The organism is Methylobacterium sp. 190mf, assembly GCF_900107945.1.
Taxonomy (GTDB): domain Bacteria; phylum Pseudomonadota; class Alphaproteobacteria; order Rhizobiales; family Beijerinckiaceae; genus Methylobacterium.
Genome location: NZ_FNVI01000006.1, coordinates 237,777 through 255,124, shown reverse-complemented (window position 1 = coordinate 255,124; position 17,348 = coordinate 237,777). Strand labels below are relative to the sequence as shown.

The 17,348-nt window shown below is 74.6% G+C and carries 16 protein-coding genes; 10 read left to right on the top strand and 6 right to left on the bottom strand.

Annotated features, from left to right (window positions below; all coding sequences use genetic code 11):
* Window positions 1–9 precede the first annotated feature (9 nt).
* The 6 genes from C4T42_RS09605 (at window position 10) to C4T42_RS09580 (ending at window position 6,869) form a co-directional block, all read left to right on the top strand.
* Window positions 10–876 (top strand): alpha/beta hydrolase, encoded by an 867-nt coding sequence (locus C4T42_RS09605; protein WP_103985048.1) that lies wholly within the window; start codon window positions 10–12, stop codon window positions 874–876.
* 192 nt (window positions 877–1,068) lie between these two features.
* Complete coding sequence (locus C4T42_RS09600) at window positions 1,069–2,994, top strand: sensor histidine kinase (protein ID WP_103985047.1); 1,926 nt, start codon at window positions 1,069–1,071, stop codon at window positions 2,992–2,994.
* Between the two features lie 350 nt (window positions 2,995–3,344).
* Window positions 3,345–3,698, top strand: coding sequence for a hypothetical protein (locus C4T42_RS09595; RefSeq protein WP_244603195.1), 354 nt, complete (start codon window positions 3,345–3,347; stop codon window positions 3,696–3,698).
* Window positions 3,699–3,867: 169 nt separating this feature from the next.
* On the top strand, window positions 3,868–4,545 hold the full coding sequence (locus tag C4T42_RS09590; RefSeq protein ID WP_020095513.1) for a carbonic anhydrase: 678 nt from the start codon (window positions 3,868–3,870) through the stop codon (window positions 4,543–4,545).
* A 2-nt stretch (window positions 4,546–4,547) separates the two neighbouring features.
* A complete protein-coding gene (locus C4T42_RS09585; RefSeq protein ID WP_244603194.1) occupies window positions 4,548–6,128 on the top strand; it encodes a SulP family inorganic anion transporter in 1,581 nt (526 codons plus the stop codon).
* Window positions 6,129–6,494: 366 nt separating this feature from the next.
* On the top strand, window positions 6,495–6,869 hold the full coding sequence (locus tag C4T42_RS09580; protein ID WP_091677294.1) for a hypothetical protein: 375 nt from the start codon (window positions 6,495–6,497) through the stop codon (window positions 6,867–6,869).
* Between the two features lie 42 nt (window positions 6,870–6,911).
* On the opposite strand, the gene C4T42_RS09575 is transcribed toward C4T42_RS09580, so the two are convergent.
* From C4T42_RS09575 to C4T42_RS09565, 3 genes are all read right to left on the bottom strand, one after another.
* A complete protein-coding gene (locus C4T42_RS09575; RefSeq protein WP_103985046.1) occupies window positions 6,912–7,127 on the bottom strand; it encodes a hypothetical protein in 216 nt (71 codons plus the stop codon).
* Between the two features lie 165 nt (window positions 7,128–7,292).
* Window positions 7,293–7,952, bottom strand: a complete 660-nt coding sequence (locus tag C4T42_RS09570; protein WP_020095510.1) for a hypothetical protein — start codon at window positions 7,950–7,952, stop codon at window positions 7,293–7,295.
* Between the two features lie 122 nt (window positions 7,953–8,074).
* Window positions 8,075–9,169, bottom strand: coding sequence for a replication protein RepA (locus tag C4T42_RS09565; RefSeq protein ID WP_091677303.1), 1,095 nt, complete (start codon window positions 9,167–9,169; stop codon window positions 8,075–8,077).
* A gap of 890 nt (window positions 9,170–10,059) precedes the next feature.
* Between C4T42_RS09565 and C4T42_RS09560 the strand changes: the two genes are divergently transcribed.
* Window positions 10,060–10,905, top strand: a complete 846-nt coding sequence (locus C4T42_RS09560; RefSeq protein WP_083916122.1) for an RNA methyltransferase — start codon at window positions 10,060–10,062, stop codon at window positions 10,903–10,905.
* A gap of 198 nt (window positions 10,906–11,103) precedes the next feature.
* Window positions 11,104–11,358 (top strand): hypothetical protein, encoded by a 255-nt coding sequence (locus C4T42_RS09555; protein ID WP_026605300.1) that lies wholly within the window; start codon window positions 11,104–11,106, stop codon window positions 11,356–11,358.
* 275 nt (window positions 11,359–11,633) lie between these two features.
* Here the strand turns inward: C4T42_RS09555 and C4T42_RS09550 are convergent, their stop codons facing one another.
* Window positions 11,634–13,682, bottom strand: a complete 2,049-nt coding sequence (locus tag C4T42_RS09550) for a nitrate- and nitrite sensing domain-containing protein (RefSeq protein ID WP_103985045.1) — start codon at window positions 13,680–13,682, stop codon at window positions 11,634–11,636.
* A 102-nt stretch (window positions 13,683–13,784) separates the two neighbouring features.
* Complete coding sequence (locus C4T42_RS09545; RefSeq protein ID WP_020095505.1) at window positions 13,785–14,144, bottom strand: helix-turn-helix domain-containing protein; 360 nt, start codon at window positions 14,142–14,144, stop codon at window positions 13,785–13,787.
* A gap of 109 nt (window positions 14,145–14,253) precedes the next feature.
* On the opposite strand from C4T42_RS09545, the gene C4T42_RS09540 reads away from it, so the two are divergent.
* Both C4T42_RS09540 and C4T42_RS09535 read left to right on the top strand, forming a co-directional pair.
* A complete protein-coding gene (locus C4T42_RS09540; protein ID WP_042671333.1) occupies window positions 14,254–15,273 on the top strand; it encodes a zinc-binding alcohol dehydrogenase family protein in 1,020 nt (339 codons plus the stop codon).
* A gap of 10 nt (window positions 15,274–15,283) precedes the next feature.
* Window positions 15,284–15,709 (top strand): cupin domain-containing protein, encoded by a 426-nt coding sequence (locus C4T42_RS09535; protein ID WP_042671331.1) that lies wholly within the window; start codon window positions 15,284–15,286, stop codon window positions 15,707–15,709.
* A gap of 4 nt (window positions 15,710–15,713) precedes the next feature.
* On the opposite strand, the gene C4T42_RS09530 is transcribed toward C4T42_RS09535, so the two are convergent.
* Window positions 15,714–16,892: an MFS transporter gene (locus C4T42_RS09530; protein WP_083916121.1), complete on the bottom strand. Its 1,179-nt coding sequence runs from the start codon at window positions 16,890–16,892 to the stop codon at window positions 15,714–15,716.
* Window positions 16,893–17,348: the final 456 nt, after the last annotated feature.

Here is a 17,348-nt window from a genome sequence, read left to right as displayed (position 1 = left end):
ACGGACACGATGGTGCTGGAGTTCCGCCTGGACGATCCGACCCCCGCGGATCCGCGCCGCCGCTGGGACATCCTCGCGCAGGAGGCGCGGGACGCCTGCTACGACAACACCCGCGCGGTGGCCGACAGCGCCGCCCAGGTGGCCGCCCGGGACGCGGCCTCGGCCGCCTATCGGGCGGCGCATCCGGCCGGCCTCGACGTGCCCTACGGCCCCGGCGCCCGCAACGCCCTCGACCTCTACCCGGCGCGGGACGCGGCGGCGCCCTGCCTGGTCTTCATCCACGGGGGCTACTGGCAGCGGGGCGCCCGGGAGCTGTTCGCCTGCTTCGCGGAGGGCCCGAACGCCGCCGGCTGGTCGGTGGCGATGGTCGGCTACACCCTGGCGCCGGAGGCGGGCCTTTCCCGGATCGTGGCGGAGATCGGCGCGGCCCTCGACTGGCTGGCCGCCCACGGGGCCGCGCGCGGGATCCGCGGTCCCCTGATCCTGTCGGGCTGGTCGGCGGGCGGGCTGCTCACCGCGATGCAGCTCGGCCATCCGGCGGTGGCGGCGGGTCTGGCGATCTCCGGCGTCTACGACCTCGCGCCGATCCGCCAGACCTCCCTGGACGCCAAGCTGAGCCTCACCGACGGCGAGATCGAGACCCTGTCGCCCCTGCGGCTCCCGGTGATCGCGAAGCCGCTCTGCATCGCCTACGGCTCCCGCGAACTGCCGGCGCTGATCCACGACGCCCGCAACCTGCACGCCCTGCGGGCGGCGGCCCACGCCCCCGGCTCCCTGCTGCCGGTCCCCGGGGCCGAGCACTTCTCGGTGCTCGACGCCCTGCGCCGGCCGGGCGGGCTCCTGGTCCGGGCAGCCCACGCCCTTCTCGAGGACTGAGGCCCCGGCCGGCAGCCCGGACCGCACCCGGACGAGGCGGGGGGACGACGGCGTGCAGATTTGCAACTCCCGATAGAAATTCTGCATCGCCGAGGCCCGTTTCCGCCTTGCTGAGGCCTGCCCCGCGTGCTGAGACGGGATCGCGGGCACGATCTCCCTCCACCGGGAGCCGGCCGATCCCAGGGAGATCGGATGCAAGCGGTCGCGCGATCGGAATCCCTTGCGGCGCCCTGCGCCGGCCCCGCGGACCGGACCGGCCGCCGCGGCGGATGGCGTGACCGGTGGCGCGCGCCGCGGCTGCGCGTCGTGCTGGCCCTGGGTTTCGGCACGCTCGGCTTCCTGACGACCCTGACGCTCGCCGCCCTGGTGAGCCGCGAGGCGACCCGACGGCTCGAGGCGGAGGTCGGCGGCCAGCTCGCCGAGATCGCCGGTCAGATGGCCCGGGGCCTCGATATCGGGATGTTCGAGCGCTGGCGCGACATCCAGATCGCCGCCGCCTCGGACAGTCTGCGCGATCCCGGGACCGGAACGGCCGCCAAGCGCGCCGTGATGGAGCGGCTCCAGGCGACCTACCCGGCCTACTCGATCATCGGGCTGATCGACGCCGACGGGCGCTTCTCCGTCACCAGCACCGGCGCCCTGGAGGGCGCCGACGTCTCCGGCCGCGACTATTTCCGCGGCGGCCGCGCGGGCCCCTACGTGGGCGACGTGCACCCGGCCAAGCTCCTCGAGGCGCTGATGCCCCCGGACGAGGCCGCCGCGCGCGCGGCGTCGCGCGAGCCCCTGCGGCTCCTCGACGTCGCGGCGCCGGTGCGGGCGCCGAACGGCCGCGTCCTCGGGGTGCTGGCCGCCCATCTCGACTGGACCTGGGCGCGCGACATGGCCCGCATCCTCGAGGCTGGCCTCCGGGGCCACCGCCAGGGCGCCGAGATCCTGATCCTGTCCCGCGACGGCACCGTGCTCCTCGGGCCGCCCGCCCTGCAGGGCGCCCCCCTGCCCCGCTCGGTCCTGGCGGGCGGCCGGCCCCTCGATCCGGAGGGCACGAGCCGGGTCGGCCCCTGGCCGGACGACGCCGCGTATCTCAGCGCCCGCGCGTCCACGGCCGGCCACCGCGACTATCCGGGCCTCGGCTGGCAGGTGGTGGTGCGGCAGACGGCCGACCGGGCCCTGACCTCGGTGGCGGCCCTGCGCGGGGGCATCCTGGCGACGGGCAGCGCGGTGGCCCTCGCGGCGGCGCTGCTCGCGTGGCTGCTCGCCGGCCTGATCGCCCGCCCCCTGCTGGATCTGGCGGCCGCCGCCGAGACCCTGGGCCGCGACCAGCCCCTGCCGACGCTGCCCCGCTCCCTCGTGCGCGAGGGCGCGACGATCGCCGACGCCCTCGCGGCGGCGGCGGACGAGCGGGCCCGGCGCGCCGAGACCCACCGGCTGCTGATCGACGAACTCAATCACCGGGTGAAGAATACCCTCGCCACCGTGCAGGCGATGGCGGCGCAGAGCCTGAAGAATCTGGGCGCCGGCGCGGCGGCCGGGCGCGACGCCTTCGAGGCGCGGCTCCTCGCCCTGTCGCGCGCCCACGACATCCTGACCCGCGAGAGCTGGGCGAGCGCGGATCTGCGCGGCATCGCCGCCCAGGCGGTGCGGCCCTTCCTGGGTCCGGACCCCGCGGGCGGCGATCCCTCGAACCGGGATTCCTCCGGTCGGGAGACTTCGGATCGTGACCCTGCGGACCGGGACGCTCCGGGTGCGAACACCCCGCGCATCACCCTGGACGGCCCCGACCTGCGGCTGCCGCCCGAGGGCGCCCTCGCGCTCACGATGATCCTGCACGAATTGTGCACCAACGCGGTCAAGCACGGCGCCCTGTCGGTTCCGGGCGGGCGGGCCGCGCTGGCCTGGACGGTGGAGGCGGGTCCGGACACCGAGACCCTGCGGCTGACCTGGCGCGAGTGCGGCGGCCCGCCGGTCGTCTCGCCGTCGCGGAAGGGGTTCGGCACCCGCCTGCTCGAGCGGGGCCTCGCCGGAGGCAGGACCGCCAGCCTCACCTACGAGGCCGGCGGCCTCGTCTACGTGGCGGCCAATCCCCTGCCCGCGGCGCGTCTCCACACCGGACGGGCCTGACCCCGCTCCGGCCCGGGCGGCCGTCGTCCCGACCGCACCCGACAGCGCGCGCGTCCGCGATGCGAGGGCGGCCGCGCGGCCCTGCGCGCCGCGGACTCGCGCCGGAAGGACACGCTCCTGAAGGACACGCTCCGCGCCGTCGGCGCCAGATCTGTCCTTAATCCCGGCCGCTCTCTCAAGATGGACAAAGACGTGCGCGGACGCACACGATAGTACTTACGCCACGGATTAAAGCTTTCGTCGATACAATGTGCCGATGCGCACACGCTATTCCGAAAATGTAGACTAGGGTCGACTTATCGGCAGGGATGCGGTGTCCCTCGCCACAAGTCGAACAGCGAGGAAACGTCATGATCCAGTCCCGCACCCAGTCCCGACATCTCCCGGTTCGCGGCCGCGCGGCCGGTCCCGCCTTCGGCCTCGCCCTCGGCCTCGTGGTCGGAATCCTCGGAGCGCCCCTGGCGGCGCAGGCGGGCGAAGGCGGCGGCGGGAGCCGGCAGGCTGCCGGCGGCGGCCACATGAGCTCCTACATCAACGACCCGCACCACGACCCGCGCTCGCTGCACTCGCAGCGCTCCGGGTCCGGGCAGCTCCTCGGGGCGCCGATGGTTCACGACAGGGCCGGGGCCACCGTGGCGCGCGGCCAGGTCGTCGACCCGCACTGGGCCTCCGGAACCGCGGAGCGCCGCCGGGTCCGTCGCTGAGACGTCGGAGGCCGGGCCTCCGACGCGACACCCGACACCGACACCCGGCACCGACACCCGCCGCCCGGCACCTCCGGCCGGGCGGAGCCGACCGAACACCGCTGCGCGCTCCGGCGCATCGCCCTTCCCCGTTCTCGCCTTCCGGTTCTCCCGGCCTCAGGGACCCTTCATGAACAACCTCATCCAGGGCATCGCCAGCTTCCAGGGCAGCGTCTTCCCCGGCCAGCGGCAGATGTACCAGCAGCTGGTGCGCGACGGTCAGCACCCGAGCGCGCTGATCATCGCCTGCGCGGATTCCAGGGTCTCGCCCGAGCACATCACCCAGGCGGGACCCGGAGACCTGTTCGTCTGCCGCAACGCCGGCAACATCGTGCCCCCGGCCTCCGACGTGGTCGGCGGCGTCTCCTCGGCGATCGAGTACGCCGTGGTGGCCCTCGGCGTGCGCGACATCGTGGTCTGCGGCCACTCGGATTGCGGCGCCATGAAGGGGCTGATGAACCGGGACCTGCTCAAGCGGATGCCCAGCGTCGCGGCCTGGCTGCGCCACGCCGAGGCCGCCGAGCGGATCGTCTGCGAGGCCTATCCCGAGGGGATGGACGCCCAGGCCCGCCACCACGCCCTGGCCCTGGAGAACGTGGTGGTCCAGCTCGCCAACCTGCGCACCCATCCGAGCGTCGCCGCCGCCCTGGCCAAGGGCTCCCTGCGGCTGCACGGCTGGTTCTTCGAGATCGAGACCGGTGCCCTCCTGGCCTACGACGGCGCGAGCGGGCAATTCCGGCCGATCGCCGGGGCCGACATGCCCGTGGCGCAGGATTCCTCCGCCAGCAGCCGCCTGCAGGCGGCCTGACCATGCGCGCCCCCGGCCGCCTGACCACGAGCCTGCAGAGCGCCCTCGCCCCGGACGGCGCCGTCCGGGCGAGCCTCGCCCGGGACCTGCCCGCCTCCGTGGTGGTCTTCCTGGTGGCGCTGCCCCTGTGCATGGGCATCGCCATCGCGTCCGGCGTGCCGCCGGAGCGCGGCCTCATCACCGGCATCGTCGGCGGCATCGTGGTCGGCCTCCTCGCCGGCTCGCCGCTCCAGGTCAGCGGGCCCGCCGCCGGGCTCGCCGTGATCGTCTACGGGTTCGTGCAGGCGCACGGTCTCGACGCCCTGGGTCCCGTTCTGGTGGTGGCGGGCCTCGTCCAGCTCGTCGCCGGCGCCCTGCGGGTCGGCGGCTGGTTCCGGGCGATCTCGCCGGCCGTGGTGCACGGCATGCTGGCCGGCATCGGGATCCTGATCGTGCTGGCCCAGATCCACGTCCTGACCGACGCCCTCCCCCGGGCGAGCGGCCTCGACAACCTCGTGGCGATCCCGGCCGCGTTCTTCAACTTCGTCAGCGGCACGGGCGACCGCACCGGGGCCGTGATCGTCGGCGGGATCACCATCGCGGCGATGATCGCCTGGGAGCGGCTGCGCCCGGCGCGGCTCCGGCTCCTGCCCGGGGCGCTCGTCGGCGTGCTGGCGGGCAGCCTCGTGGCGGGATTCGGGGATCTCGCCGTCAAGCGCGTGGCGGTGCCGGAGGCCCTGTTCTCCGGCCTCGCCCTGCCGGCGGCCGAAGCCTGGGCGCGCCTCGCCGAGGCCGAGATCCTGATCATGGCCCTGGTGATCGCGGTGATCGCCAGCGCCGAGAGCCTGCTATCGGCGGCCGCCGTCGACCGGATGCACGACGGTCCCCGCACCCAGTTCAACCGCGAACTCGGCGCGCAGGGCATCGGCAACCTGATCTGCGGGCTCGCCGGCGCGCTGCCGATGACCGGGGTGATCGTGCGCTCGTCGGCCAACGTGCAGGCGGGCGCCGTCAGCCGCGCCGCCACGGTGATGCACGGGACCTGGATCCTGGCGTTCCTGCTCGCGCTGCCCTGGCTGCTGGCCCTGGTGCCGACCGCGAGCCTCGCCGGCATCCTGGTGGTCACCGGCTGGCGGCTGGCGAGCCCGGCCCACGCCCTGCACCTGCAGGCCCGCTACGGCTGGCTGACCGCGGCGATCTGGCTCGCCACGATGGCCACCGTGGTGGCGGTGGACCTGCTCACCGGGGTGCTCACTGGCCTCGCCCTGAGCCTGATCCAGGCCCTGCCGAGCCTGCGCAAGGGACGGCTCCGGATCGAGCACGCGGCGGCCCCCGAAGTGCCCGGCGTGCCGGAGCTGCGCCTGTCGGGGGCGGCGACCTTCCTGCAGCTGCCGAGCCTCACGGCGGCCCTGGAGCGGACCCCCGCGGGCGGCGAGGTCCGCCTCGCCACCGACAACCTCGCGGCCATCGACCACACCTGCCTGGAGATGATCGGCGACTGGGCGAGCCGGCGCAGCGCCGGCGGCAGCCGGATCGCGGTGGTGGGCGGGTCGGGTGTCCCGCACGACCGGCTCGCCGCCGCGGTGGCGGCCCCGGCGCACTGAGGACCCTGGCGCCCTCCGCCGGCGGCGAGACCCGTCGGGCGGAGGGCGCGCCGCCCACCCGGGGCGGTTCGCGGCGACACGGCCCGAACCGACGGCCCGAAACGACGGCGCGGAGCCGTTCCCGGCGCGATCGGGAGCGGCTCCGCGCCGCGTCCGCACCCGGTCGCCGGGCCTCCATTCCCGGACGACGGCGGCCCGCCGCGCGGGCCGTCAAGGCTGTCCGCCTCCGGGGAGACGGCGATCTTCAAAACCGGTTAATCCTGAATCTTCGCGCCCCTTTAACGAGCGGGAGGCCAGACTCAGCCTCACGGCAGGTCCGGCCCGCGGGACCGGCCGGCGGAATGGTTCTCGTCAGGAGCTTCGTCGATGATCAGGTTCCTCGCGGCCTCGGCCGCCTGCCTGGTCCTGTGCGGCGCCGCGGCGGCGCAGGACATGCCCGGCCTCGCGACCCTGAGCCCGCCCGACCCGGTGCAACCGGTGGCGGCGAGCCCCGCGCTCCCGGCACCGGACGGCGCGGTCGCGCCGGGATCGCGAGCGGAGGCCGGCTCCGATCCGGTCGCGCTCCGGCCCGCGCCCGGCCGGGTGCCCGTCGGCAGCCTCACCCTCCGCGGCACCGCCGCCGACCCCGCGCAGACGACCGCCAGCCTGAAGGTTCCGGCGACCGGCCCCGGCGCGTCCAAGCCCTGGTGCGCGCAGGAGCGCCGGATTGGCACCGGTCAGGGCTTCTGCCTGGTCAACTGAGCGGCCCCTGATGGGCCAAGCGGCCGGATCGGGCGGCCCGGATCAGGAGGCCGCGTAGACGGTGACCTCGTCGAAGGTTCCGCCTTCCGGCGCGTAGTCGAGGGAAGCGACGAGAAGCACCAGCACGGCCGCGCCGACCGCCGTGACGGCGAGGAGCCGCGTGATCAGATCGGCGTGGCCGCGGGCGACGTGGATCAGCGCGCAGCCGAGCATGAAGGCGCAGACCTGCGTGGCCGGCGCGGCGAGCGCCGCGGTCATCGCGCCCGCCCGATCATCCGATCACGGCCGATCCTGTTCATGCACGTCCTCCCCGGCCGGGACGCCGTCTGCCGGCGCGCAGCCAAGCAGATCGCCCGTCGCGGCGCCCCCCCAATATGGGGGAGCCGGCGGGGTCCGGCCTCACGTCTTCGTGACCGGCGCCCCTCAGGCGGGCTCCGGCCCCGGCCATGCCGGGGCGGATCCCGGGATGGATGCCAGGGCGTAGGTGGCCTCGGCGACCCGGTTCAGGGGGCCGCCCGGCCCGGACCGCTTCCACAGGCGCGTGTTCAGGGCCGCCACCGGATCCCGGCCGGGAAGGGTGAAGCCCTGCCCGGCGAGCACCTCCAGGATCTCGGCCGCGTGCAGCGGCCGGCCCGCCCGCGCGATCGCCGCGCAGGCCGCCTGCACCACGGCCCGGCCGTAGCGGCGGGCGCCGGCGGCGTCCTCCGTGAAGGCGATCGCCGGCGGGATCGGTCCGGCGGCGCCGACGGGACCGGGCGCCCCCGCGGACCGCGCCGCCGGACCGGCCCGCGCGCCCCAGTGCCCGGGGGCCGCGCCCGCCGCGTCGGCAAGCGATCCGGACCGGGCCTCTAGGACGTCCCGTACGTCCCGCCCCCGCGGCGGCTCGTCGGCCGGGTCTCGGCGTGGCCCTGCCGGCGGTTCGGGCTTCGGGGCCGGGTCCGGCCGCGCGTCCGCTCCACCGGCCGCCAACCGGCGACCGAGCTCCTGGTAGAGGACGAGATCGGCGATCTCCCGGTCGAGCGCCTCGCGCTGGCGTCGCAGCGCGGCGAGCCGCGCCGCGATCTCGGAATCCGACAGGGCCACGTGATGTTCCTTCCAGGCGGACGGAACACATATCTCATTCCGCGCCATTCAAGGAATAGCCGCCCTCACATATTCCGTCCGGCAGACATTCCCTGAGGGAATGAGAGTCAGCGATCCCTGTTCTATTCCTTGAGGCGTTTCCGTATTCCCTTAGCCGCAGGGCGAGGCGGCACGAGCAGCGTGCTGGGATCGGCCGGGTGCAGGGTCAGCCCGCCGTCGTCGAGCACCAGCGGCAGCCGCGGAAACACCTCGCGCAGATGCGCGAGATCGGCCTTGAACGCCTGGCGGAAGCTGCGGATCGAGGCGTTCTCGGCCCCGAACTGCGCGTGGAGGTTGGCCCAGGTCAGGCGGAGCGGCCGCTGCAGGGACCGCAGGCGGTAGCCGGTCCAGAACAGCAGGTCGAGCTTGCGCGCCGAGCCCGAGAAGGCCCGGGCCGCCCGCAGGTCCACCGGCAGGGCGTGCCGGATCAGGGTTTCGTAGAATTCGGGATCGAAGCGCACCGTGCGGCCGGCCTCGTCGTCCCCCTCCCCGGCGCGGGGGCGCCACAGTTCCAGGCTGCGGAACGGCGGGACGTTGAGGGTGGTCGCGCTGTCGCGCCCGTCCCAGAGGCCGATCTGCATGGAGCAGGCGGCCAGCCGGTTCAGCTGCTCCTTGAACTGGCGGATGGTGCCCCGCTCGCCCCCCGTGACCGCGAAGCCCATCTCCCGCATGAAGCCCGACAGGGTCTCGGCCACCTTCACGGTGGGGCTGCGCTGGCGCACGGCCTCGGTGCAGAGGTGCAGCAGCACCAGCCGGGCCTTCGGGCCGTAGGGCAGCCCCTGGGGCTCGAAGGCGCCGGTCTCCGGGTCCTTGATCCGGCCGGCGATCAGGTTGAGCGAGTTGCGGCCGTAGCTGCGGGAGAATTCCCGCACCGGCCCGGGGTCCCGGTAGGGCAGGCCGCACAGCGCCAGGACCGAGTGGATGTGCTGGAGGCTCGACGGGACGGCCGGCTCGTTCTCGATCACGAGGCGCACCGCGTCGCGGCGGCGCTGGTCGCGGGACAGCCCGGCCCGGCGGCTCTCCTCCTCCCCCAGGAGGGCGGCCTGGGCGTCGCGCTCGCGCTGACGGTGCAGCACGTGCTCGACGATCTGCGCGAACAGGAAGCCGCCGCGCGCCGCCTCGATCTCGGCCCGCAGGTCCGGGTCGTGGATCCCGGCGATCTTCTCCTCGATGCTCATCGCCCCTCGGCCCGCGGTACACGGGCCGTCGATCCGCCAGGCGGACGGACGGCCCGATCCTGCCATGCCACGATTCGCCCGCCGCGGCCCCCGTCCGATCGGCCTTGTCCCGGCTATCCACGCTTCCCCGGTCGCGGGGACGCGCCCGAAAGCGGGCCGACACTGCTCCCTTCACGGCCGGCTCCCGGGCCGGCACGCGCAGAGTTCGATACGGGCCCCGCTCCCCCGGCGATCCCACGCAGAGTCCGATACGCGGGACCGCTCGGTGTCCGTCCCCGTTATTCACCGCTCCGGGCCCGGATTCGCGCCGAATCGGATACGCCGCCGCGCAGATTCCGATACGCCGACCGGCCGTCCGGGCGCAGAATCGGATACGCCGCGACGCAGAGTCCGATGCGGGCCGGCGCAGAGTCGAATGCGCGAATGCAGGCCAAGGCCCTGGCACAGATGCGGAATTCGCAACCCCATATAACTTGCTGAACTGACTCTCTGAGAGATTCGTCCAGATAATCTTCCTACTGCGGACCAGGCCGTTCGTTCTGACGAACGACCGTGTCGCGCCCGCACATGCACAGGTCACAAAGGGAATATGAGTTCGTTTTCCACATTCCTACGCGGGAAGACCGTCCCGACTTGACGGGTCGGCGACGGAATCCGGGGCCGTGCCGGCGCGCTCCGTCGATCGTCCTGGCCCTGGATCCCCGAGGGCTGCCGGCAGTTCCCGGTGTGATGCCGGCTTGACGCGCGCGATGCCGCCCGGTTTCTCGGCTCCTTCCGACAGGGCCCTCAGAGAAGAGCGCGCCGATGCCCCCCTTGCCCGAATTCGTCTGGCCCAGCCTCGCCCGACCCAGCCTCGCCCGACCCAGGGCCCCTTCGCCGATCGCGGCCCGATGACGGATCGCCGCGACGACGCCCGGCCGCCCGGCGGACGCCCCGCCCGGCCCCGCCCGCACGGGCCCCGGCGCCCCGCCCCCCGGTCCGGAGGTCGCCCGGGCGGGGCGTCCCGCCCGTGGGAGGAGGGCGGCGACGGGCCGACCGTGCTCTACGGGTGGCATCCCGTGGTGCAGGCCCTGGGCAACGCCCAGCGCGGCCTGCACCGGCTGCTCGCCACCGAGAACGCGGCCGCGCGGCTGGAGGCCGAGTTCGGCGGCGCCGTGCGGATCACCCCGGAGCTGGTGCGGCCGAGCGACATCGGCCGCCTGCTCGGCCCGGACGCCGTCCACCAGGGCCTGTACCTGGAGGCCGAGCCCCTGCCCGCGCCCGGCCTCGACGACCTGCCCGCCGACGCGCTGCTGCTGGCGCTCGACCAGATCACGGACCCGCACAATGTCGGGGCGATCGTGCGCACCGCCGCGGCCTTCGGGGTCGCCGGGATCGTCACCACGGCGCGCCACGCGCCGGGCGCCACCGGGGTCCTGGCGAAGTCCGCCTCCGGCGGCCTGGAGCACGTGCCCTTCGTGACCGTCCGGAACCTCGCCGAGGCCCTGATCGCCCTGGGCGAGCGCGGCTTCACCCGGGTCGGCCTCGATTCGGACGCGCCCGAGAGCCTCGACGCGCTGACGATCGCGCGGCCGCTGGTGATCGTGCTGGGTGCCGAGGGCAAGGGCCTGCGCGAGCGGACCCGGGGCTGCTGCGACGTCCTGGCCCGGATCCCCTTCTCGGGCGCGATCCGCAGCCTCAACGTCTCGAACGCCGCCGCCATCACCCTCTACGCCCTCGGCCGCGCGAGAGACTGACAGGGGAGCGACAGGAACCCGCCGGGGCCGTGACGGACGCGCGACGGGGACGCGGCCGGACCGGCACCCGATCGGTCCCGGCGAGACACGTTCGGAAACACGGAACCGCCACCGGAAGCCCTTCTTCCGCCTAGGCAATCTTCGCAACTTCCCGTAGAATAAGTCGCGAGGGGGGCGTCGTCTCGAGGGCTGCGCCGGATGTTGGACGATGCGTTTACCTACGGCGGTTGGGTCCTCGGCCTGATCGCCGTCGGCGTGTGGATCTGGCTCGCGCGGCGCGCCTTCCCGAGTTTCGAATCCTTCGTGACGGGCTTCGACGACGAGCTCCAGCTCGGCGCCAGCCCGGAGGAGCGCGCGCGCAGCGCGCGCTGGCGTCAGGTCCGTCAGGCCGCCATGGCCCTGACGGCCGTCGCGGCCCTGTGTCTGTCGATCGGTTTCGCGATTCCCGACTGATTCCCGACCGAGCCGGAAACCCGGAGGCGATCCGGCCCGGATCCCGCGCTGAAGCCCCGGGGTTCCGGGCGTGCACCGTCCCCGTGCCCTCTCGCGGCCGGCGCGGAGCCTTCGTGGCGGTCGGCGCGTTCGGCCTCGAAGCCCTGGATCGCCGTGCCGCCCAGGGAGCGCGGCGTGTCGTGGCGGCCGCAAGCCCGTCATCGGATCCCCGGGCCGCCTCGCGCCGAGACGGTTCCCGACGCCGCCAGGGGGCTCGACCCGCCGGAAGCCTCTCTTCAGGCCGCGCGGACCCGGGCCAGGAAGCCTTCGACGGCGCCGCGCAGGTCGCCCGCCTGCCGGGACAGGTCGGCTGCCGCCCGCAGCACCTGGGCGGAGCCCTGGCTCGCCGTGCCGGCCGCCGCGCCGACACCCGCCATGTGGCCCGAGACGCCGCGTGTGTCCTGCGAGGTCTGCGCGGTGGTCCGGGCGATCTCCGCGGTGGCCGCGCCCTGCTGCTCGACCATGGCGGCGATCTCGGCGCCGATCCGCGCGAGGTTGCGGATCACCGCCGTGATGCCGCCGATCGACCGGACCGAGGCCTCGGTCGATCCGGTGATCTCCGCGACCTTGCCGGCGATCTCCTCGGTGGCCCTGGCGGTCTGCTCCGCGAGCGTCTTGACCTCGGCGGCCACCACCGCGAAGCCGCGGCCGGCCTCCCCGGCGCGGGCCGCCTCGATGGTGGCGTTGAGCGCCAGCAGGTTGGTCTGGCCGGCGATCTGCGAGATGATCGCGACGATCTCCCCGATGCTGCCGGCCGCCTGGGCGAGGCGGTGGACTTCCCCGGCCATGCCGTCGGCGCTCCGCGTGGCGTTCGCCGCGAGGTCCGCCGAGGACCCGACCTGCACGCCGATCTCCCGGACCGAGGCGGTGAGCTCCTCGGTGGCCGCCGCCACCGTGTCGGCCGAGCGGGCGGCCGAATCGGCCGACACCGCCACCGCCCGACTCAGATCGGTCGTGTCCTGGGCGGCCCGCGCCATCCCGTGCGCGGAGGCCTCCAGCTGGGCCGCCGCCGCCGAGATGGCCTCGACGATCCCGCCGACCTGGCGCTCGAAGCTGTCGGCGAGGCCGAGGGCGGCCGCGCGCTGAACCGCCGCGGTCTCGGCGGCGAGCCGCTCCTGCGCGGCCCGGGCCGCCCGGCGCTCGGCGACGCTGTCGCGGAACGCCAGGGCGGCCGCGGCGATCGCCCGGACCTCGCGCGGCCCGCCGGTCGGGATGGTCAGGTCGGCCGTGCCCGCGTCCCGGCCGATCGCGGTCAGCACCCCGGCCATCCGGGAGAGCGGCCGGGCGATGGCCGTGCCGAGCCAGACCGCGAGGCCGGCCGAGAGGGCGAACAGGGCGAGCCCGCCGGCGGCCCAGAGGGCCAGCATCCGCTCGGCGCGGGCGTGCGCCGCCCCCGCGGCCGCCACCAGGTCGGCGGTGAGCCGATCCTCCACGCCCTTGAGGGCGTCGATCCGCTGCGTGGCGAGGCGGAACCACCCCGGCGCGTCGCGGAAGGCCGGGGGCGTCCCCGGCATCGTCTCCTGCACGCCCGCGCGCAGGCGGGCGACCGCGCGGGACGGCTCGGTCGCCTCCGCGGCGTCGAGCAGGCTCGCCTGCCCCGCTTCGGCGCCGGCCCGGAACAGGCCGGCATAGGTCGCCTGGTCGGCCGCGAGGGTCGCGAGGCGGCGGGCGGCCGCGAGGTCGAGGGTGCCGGAGGCGAAGACCGCCGAGGCGGCGGCCCGCTCCTGGCCGGCGGCCTCCTTCAGCGCCAGGAAGGCCGCGTAGGCGTTCGCCCGGGCGGCGAGGCCGGCCTCGTCGATCGCGCCGCCCATGGCCCGCACCAGGCCGAGCCCCTCCCCGATCAGGCCCGTGTAGTAGGCCACGGCCTGCGGCGGGGCCGCCGTCAGGGCGTCGACCGCCCGGCGCTGCGCGGCCAGCCCGGTCAGCGCCCGCGCGAAGCCCTCACCGCGCGCCTGGAAGACCGGCCCGAAGCCCGTCGCGGCCTTCATGGCCTCGGGAAGCCCGGCGAGGGCCGCGTCGGTGCGTTCGCGTTGGGCCGCCAGTTCCGGGCCGAACTGCGCGCCCTTCGCGCCCAGGAACAGGCTCGAGGCGCCGCGCTCCCGCTGGGCCTCGTGCACGAAGGCGCTGATCCGGGAGGCGAGGCCGACCAGGCCCTCCACCCGGCCCATCTCGGCGCGGCGCGCCCACTGGTCCGACACGGCGAGGCCAGCCGCCCCCGCGAAGGCGAGGCACGGGGCGAGCGCCACCGCCAGGATGCGGGCGCGGAGCGAGGCGAGGATCGGCATCGGAAGTTCTGGAACCGTCCGGCGGGAGATGCGCCACCTTCCGGCCAAGTCATAAAGATCCGGTTATGTGGTCGCGCCCATATTCGGCACCGGTTTGCCCAATCAGGCGGCGTTTTGAGTGGTATCTGCCAATTCCGCGTGCAGATCACCCCAGGTCTTCAGTGCGCGGATGACCGGGTCGAGGGACCGCCCCCGCTCGGTCAGGCTGTATTCCACCTTCGGAGGAACCTCGGCGTAGACCGTCCGGGTGATCAGGCCGTCGGCTTCCATTTCGCGCAGCTGGTTGGTGAGCATGCGCTGGGTCACGCTGGCGAGGCGCCGCCGGATCTCGTTGAAGCGCAGGGTCCCCTCCAGCAGGTGGTAGAGGATCACGCCCTTCCACTTGCCGTCGATGAGCCGGAGCGTCGCCTCGACGGCGCAGCCGGGGCTGCAGGCGCCCGTGTGGCGGCGGGTGCGGGGCATGGGCTGTCTCCGACGGTATCATTTCCGGCACTAGTGGCGTTTTATGTGCGTACTTGCGGCCCGTGAAGGCGGGCGGCATCTCCTGCGGCGACACTCCGAGGAGATCACCATGCGCGCCGTCGGCTACCGCAAGTCCCTGCCGATCACCGATCCCGAGGCCCTGGTCGACTTCGACCTGCCCCAGCCCGAGCCCGGCCCGCGCGACCTGCTGGTGAAGGTCGAGGCGGTCTCGGTGAACCCGGTCGACACCAAGGTTCGGCGGCGGGCCGAGCCGGAGGAAGGCGGCACCAAGGTGCTCGGCTGGGACGCGGCCGGCACCGTCGTCGCCGCCGGCGCGGAGGTCCAGGGTTTCGCCGCGGGCGACGCGGTGTTCTACGCGGGCGACCTCACCCGGCCGGGGACGAACGCCGAATACCATTGCGTCGATGCCCGCATCGTCGGGCACAAGCCGAAGAGCCTCGACTGGGCGCAGGCCGCCGCCCTGCCGCTCACCGCGATCACCGCCTGGGAGACCCTGTTCGACCGGCTCGACGTGGACAAGCCGGTGCCGGGCGCGGCCCCGGCGATCCTGATCGTCGGCGGCGCGGGGGGCGTCGGCTCGGTGGCGATCCAGCTCGCCCGGGAACTCACCGACCTCACCGTGATCGCCACCGCGTCGCGGCCTGAGACGGCGGCCTGGTGCCGGGACCTCGGCGCCCACCACGTGGTCGACCATTCCAGATCCCTGGCGGCGGAAGTGGCGGCCCTGGGGATCGGCGCGCCGGGCCTCGTCTTCTCCACGACCAGCACCGACGCCCACCTCGCCGCGATCGTGGAGCTGATCGCCCCGCAGGGCCGCCTCGCCCTGATCGACGATCCGGAGCGCCTCGACGTCGGGCTCCTCAAGCGCAAGAGCCTGTCGCTGCACTGGGAGTTCATGTTCACCCGCTCGATGTTCGCCACCGCCGACATCGCCGCCCAGGGGGCGCTCCTCGACGAGATATCCCGCCTCGTTGATTCCGGGCGCCTGCGCACCACCCTGGGGGAGCATTACGGGCGGATCGACGCCGCGAACCTGCGGCGCGCCCACGCGCTGGTCGAGAGCGGGCGCGCCAGGGGGAAGATCGTGCTCGAAGGGTTTTCCGATTGAGGAGGACGTGATGGCGGACGCGGCGGGGACCGGCCTCTTCGACGTGACGGCGCTGGCGGCGGGTCTGCCCGACAGCGCCGAGACCCTCCTGGTCGACACCTACCTGACCGACCGGGAGGCGGCGAGCGCCCGGGTGTTCCGGATCTACCGGCCGACCCCGCCGCACTATCACGCCACCTGCGACGAGTACCTCTACTGCCTCTCGGGCCGGGGCCGGGTCTGGCTGGGCGATCCGGCCGCCGAGACGGCGTTCGGCCCGGGCCAGCTCCTGTTCTTCGAGAAAGGCACGGTCCACGCGATGCCGGCGCTCGAGCCCGGGGACCCGGTGGTGTTCCTGTCGATCGACACGCCCCGGCGGGCGCCGACCGACATCGTCTTCGTGAACCCGGAGGACGGGACGCCCGCCACCTTCATGGCGCGCAACGCCGAGGCGTGAGGGGTCACACCCGCAGGGACCGGCCGGCCGCCGCCACGCCGAGGAGCAGCGCCGCCACGATCAGCAGGGACGCGGGCAGGCCGAGCGCCTGCGCGGCGAAGCCGATCAGCGCGGGCCCCGCCAGCACCCCGGCATAGCCCAGCGTCGTCATCGCCGGCACCGCCACGCGCGCGGGCATCGCGGTCTGGCGCCCCGCCGCCGTGAACAGGACCGGGACGATGTTGGCGCAGCCCGCCCCGACCAGGGCGTAGCCGGCGAGCGCCGCCTCCCAGGCCGGGATGACGACCGAGAGCGCGAGGCCGGCCGCCGCCAGCAGGCCGCCGAGGATCACCACGGGCCGCCGGCCGAGGCGGGCCACGATCGCATCCCCGCCGAGCCGGCCGGCCGTCATGGTGACCGAGAAGGAAGCGTAGCCGAGCGCCGCCCAGGCCGGATCGAGCCCGCGCTGCTGGATCAGGAACACCGCGCTCCAGTCGAGGGCCGAGCCCTCGGTCAGGAACACCACGAAGCAGAGCAGGCCCAGCACCAGCACCGGGCCGCGGGGCAGCGCGAAGGCGGGCCCGCCGCTTCCCCCTGTCCCGCCGGCCGGAAGGATGCCCGGCCAGGCGGCCGCGAACAGGGCCACGATGCCGGCGACCAGGATCAGCACGCTCCAGCCGGCGCCCAGGCCAGTGCCCATCAGGACGCTGGCCAGCAGCGCCCCCAGGATGCAGCCGAGGCTGTAGAGGCCGTGGAAGCCCGACATCATCGGGCGCCCGGCGGCGCGCTCCACCGCGACGGCCTGCAGGTTCATGACGCAGTCCACCGCCCCCATCCCGGCCCCGAACAGCAGCAGCGCCCCGGTGAGCGGCACGAGCCCGGAGCCCACGGCCAGCACCGGCAGGGCGAGGCCGATCGCGAGCGTGCCGGCGAGCAGGACCGGCCGGAAGCCGAGCCGCGCGGCCGCGGCCCCGGCGCTCGGCATCGCCAGGATCGAGCCGACGCCGAAGGTGAGGAGCAGCAGGCCGAGCCCCGCCGCGTCGAGGCCGGCGCGGTCCTTCACCAGCGGCACCAGGGGCGCCCAGGTGGCGTTGGCGAGGCCGACGATCAGGAACAGCAGCCGGGTGGACAGCCTCTGCCGGGCCGCGGTCCGGTCGTCGGCCCCGGGGATGGCGACCGGAGCGGTCAGGTCGAGCGCTGGCATCGATACGGGTCGGGATGTGGATCTGAGGGCGGGATTCGGCGACGTGGATCTCAGCCCCCGCGGTGCAACACCGAAGGTGGGCCAAGGTTTGGCGAAACCCGAGGTTTGGCGGATCCCGAAATTTGGCGAATCAAGGTACGGCGAACCTGGGGCCGCCGGACTCTGATCGCGGCCGTTGGCTGCACCGCGTCGTCCCGCGCAGCGGAGGGAGCCCGGCGCGCGCCTCGTCCGTGTGGCGCCATCGGGGCCGCCGCGCTGCGGCCGCGGAGACGGCGGCGCGTTCACCGAGCGGTTGCCGACGTACGCGTTTCGTTCTAGCAAGGGCGGCGCATGACGGGCCTGCGTCCCGCCGGCCGCATCTTGCCGCGGGCCCCCTCGGGCTCGACATGAGCCGGAGCGGCGGCTGGCCCGCGCGCGAATCCGTCCGACTTCGTCGATGCCTCGGTCGACGCCTCG

Bases quoted from the DNA above. Each gene is read 5' to 3' on its own strand.
- C4T42_RS09560 (WP_083916122.1), top strand. From the start codon at position 10,060: ATGACGGATCGCCGCGACGACGCCCGGCCGCCCGGCGGACGCCCCGCC.
- C4T42_RS09535 (WP_042671331.1), top strand. From the start codon at position 15,284: ATGGCGGACGCGGCGGGGACCGGCCTCTTCGACGTGACGGCGCTGGCG.
- C4T42_RS09580 (WP_091677294.1), top strand. From the start codon at position 6,495: ATGATCAGGTTCCTCGCGGCCTCGGCCGCCTGCCTGGTCCTGTGCGGC.
- C4T42_RS09530 (WP_083916121.1), bottom strand. From the start codon at position 16,892: ATGCCAGCGCTCGACCTGACCGCTCCGGTCGCCATCCCCGGGGCCGAC.
- C4T42_RS09600 (WP_103985047.1), top strand. From the start codon at position 1,069: ATGCAAGCGGTCGCGCGATCGGAATCCCTTGCGGCGCCCTGCGCCGGC.
- C4T42_RS09585 (WP_244603194.1), top strand. From the start codon at position 4,548: ATGCGCGCCCCCGGCCGCCTGACCACGAGCCTGCAGAGCGCCCTCGCC.
- C4T42_RS09555 (WP_026605300.1), top strand. From the start codon at position 11,104: ATGTTGGACGATGCGTTTACCTACGGCGGTTGGGTCCTCGGCCTGATC.
- C4T42_RS09545 (WP_020095505.1), bottom strand. From the start codon at position 14,144: ATGCCCCGCACCCGCCGCCACACGGGCGCCTGCAGCCCCGGCTGCGCC.
- C4T42_RS09595 (WP_244603195.1), top strand. From the start codon at position 3,345: ATGATCCAGTCCCGCACCCAGTCCCGACATCTCCCGGTTCGCGGCCGC.
- C4T42_RS09550 (WP_103985045.1), bottom strand. From the start codon at position 13,682: ATGCCGATCCTCGCCTCGCTCCGCGCCCGCATCCTGGCGGTGGCGCTC.
- C4T42_RS09540 (WP_042671333.1), top strand. From the start codon at position 14,254: ATGCGCGCCGTCGGCTACCGCAAGTCCCTGCCGATCACCGATCCCGAG.
- C4T42_RS09590 (WP_020095513.1), top strand. From the start codon at position 3,868: ATGAACAACCTCATCCAGGGCATCGCCAGCTTCCAGGGCAGCGTCTTC.
- C4T42_RS09565 (WP_091677303.1), bottom strand. From the start codon at position 9,169: ATGAGCATCGAGGAGAAGATCGCCGGGATCCACGACCCGGACCTGCGG.
- C4T42_RS09575 (WP_103985046.1), bottom strand. From the start codon at position 7,127: ATGACCGCGGCGCTCGCCGCGCCGGCCACGCAGGTCTGCGCCTTCATG.
- C4T42_RS09605 (WP_103985048.1), top strand. From the start codon at position 10: ATGGTGCTGGAGTTCCGCCTGGACGATCCGACCCCCGCGGATCCGCGC.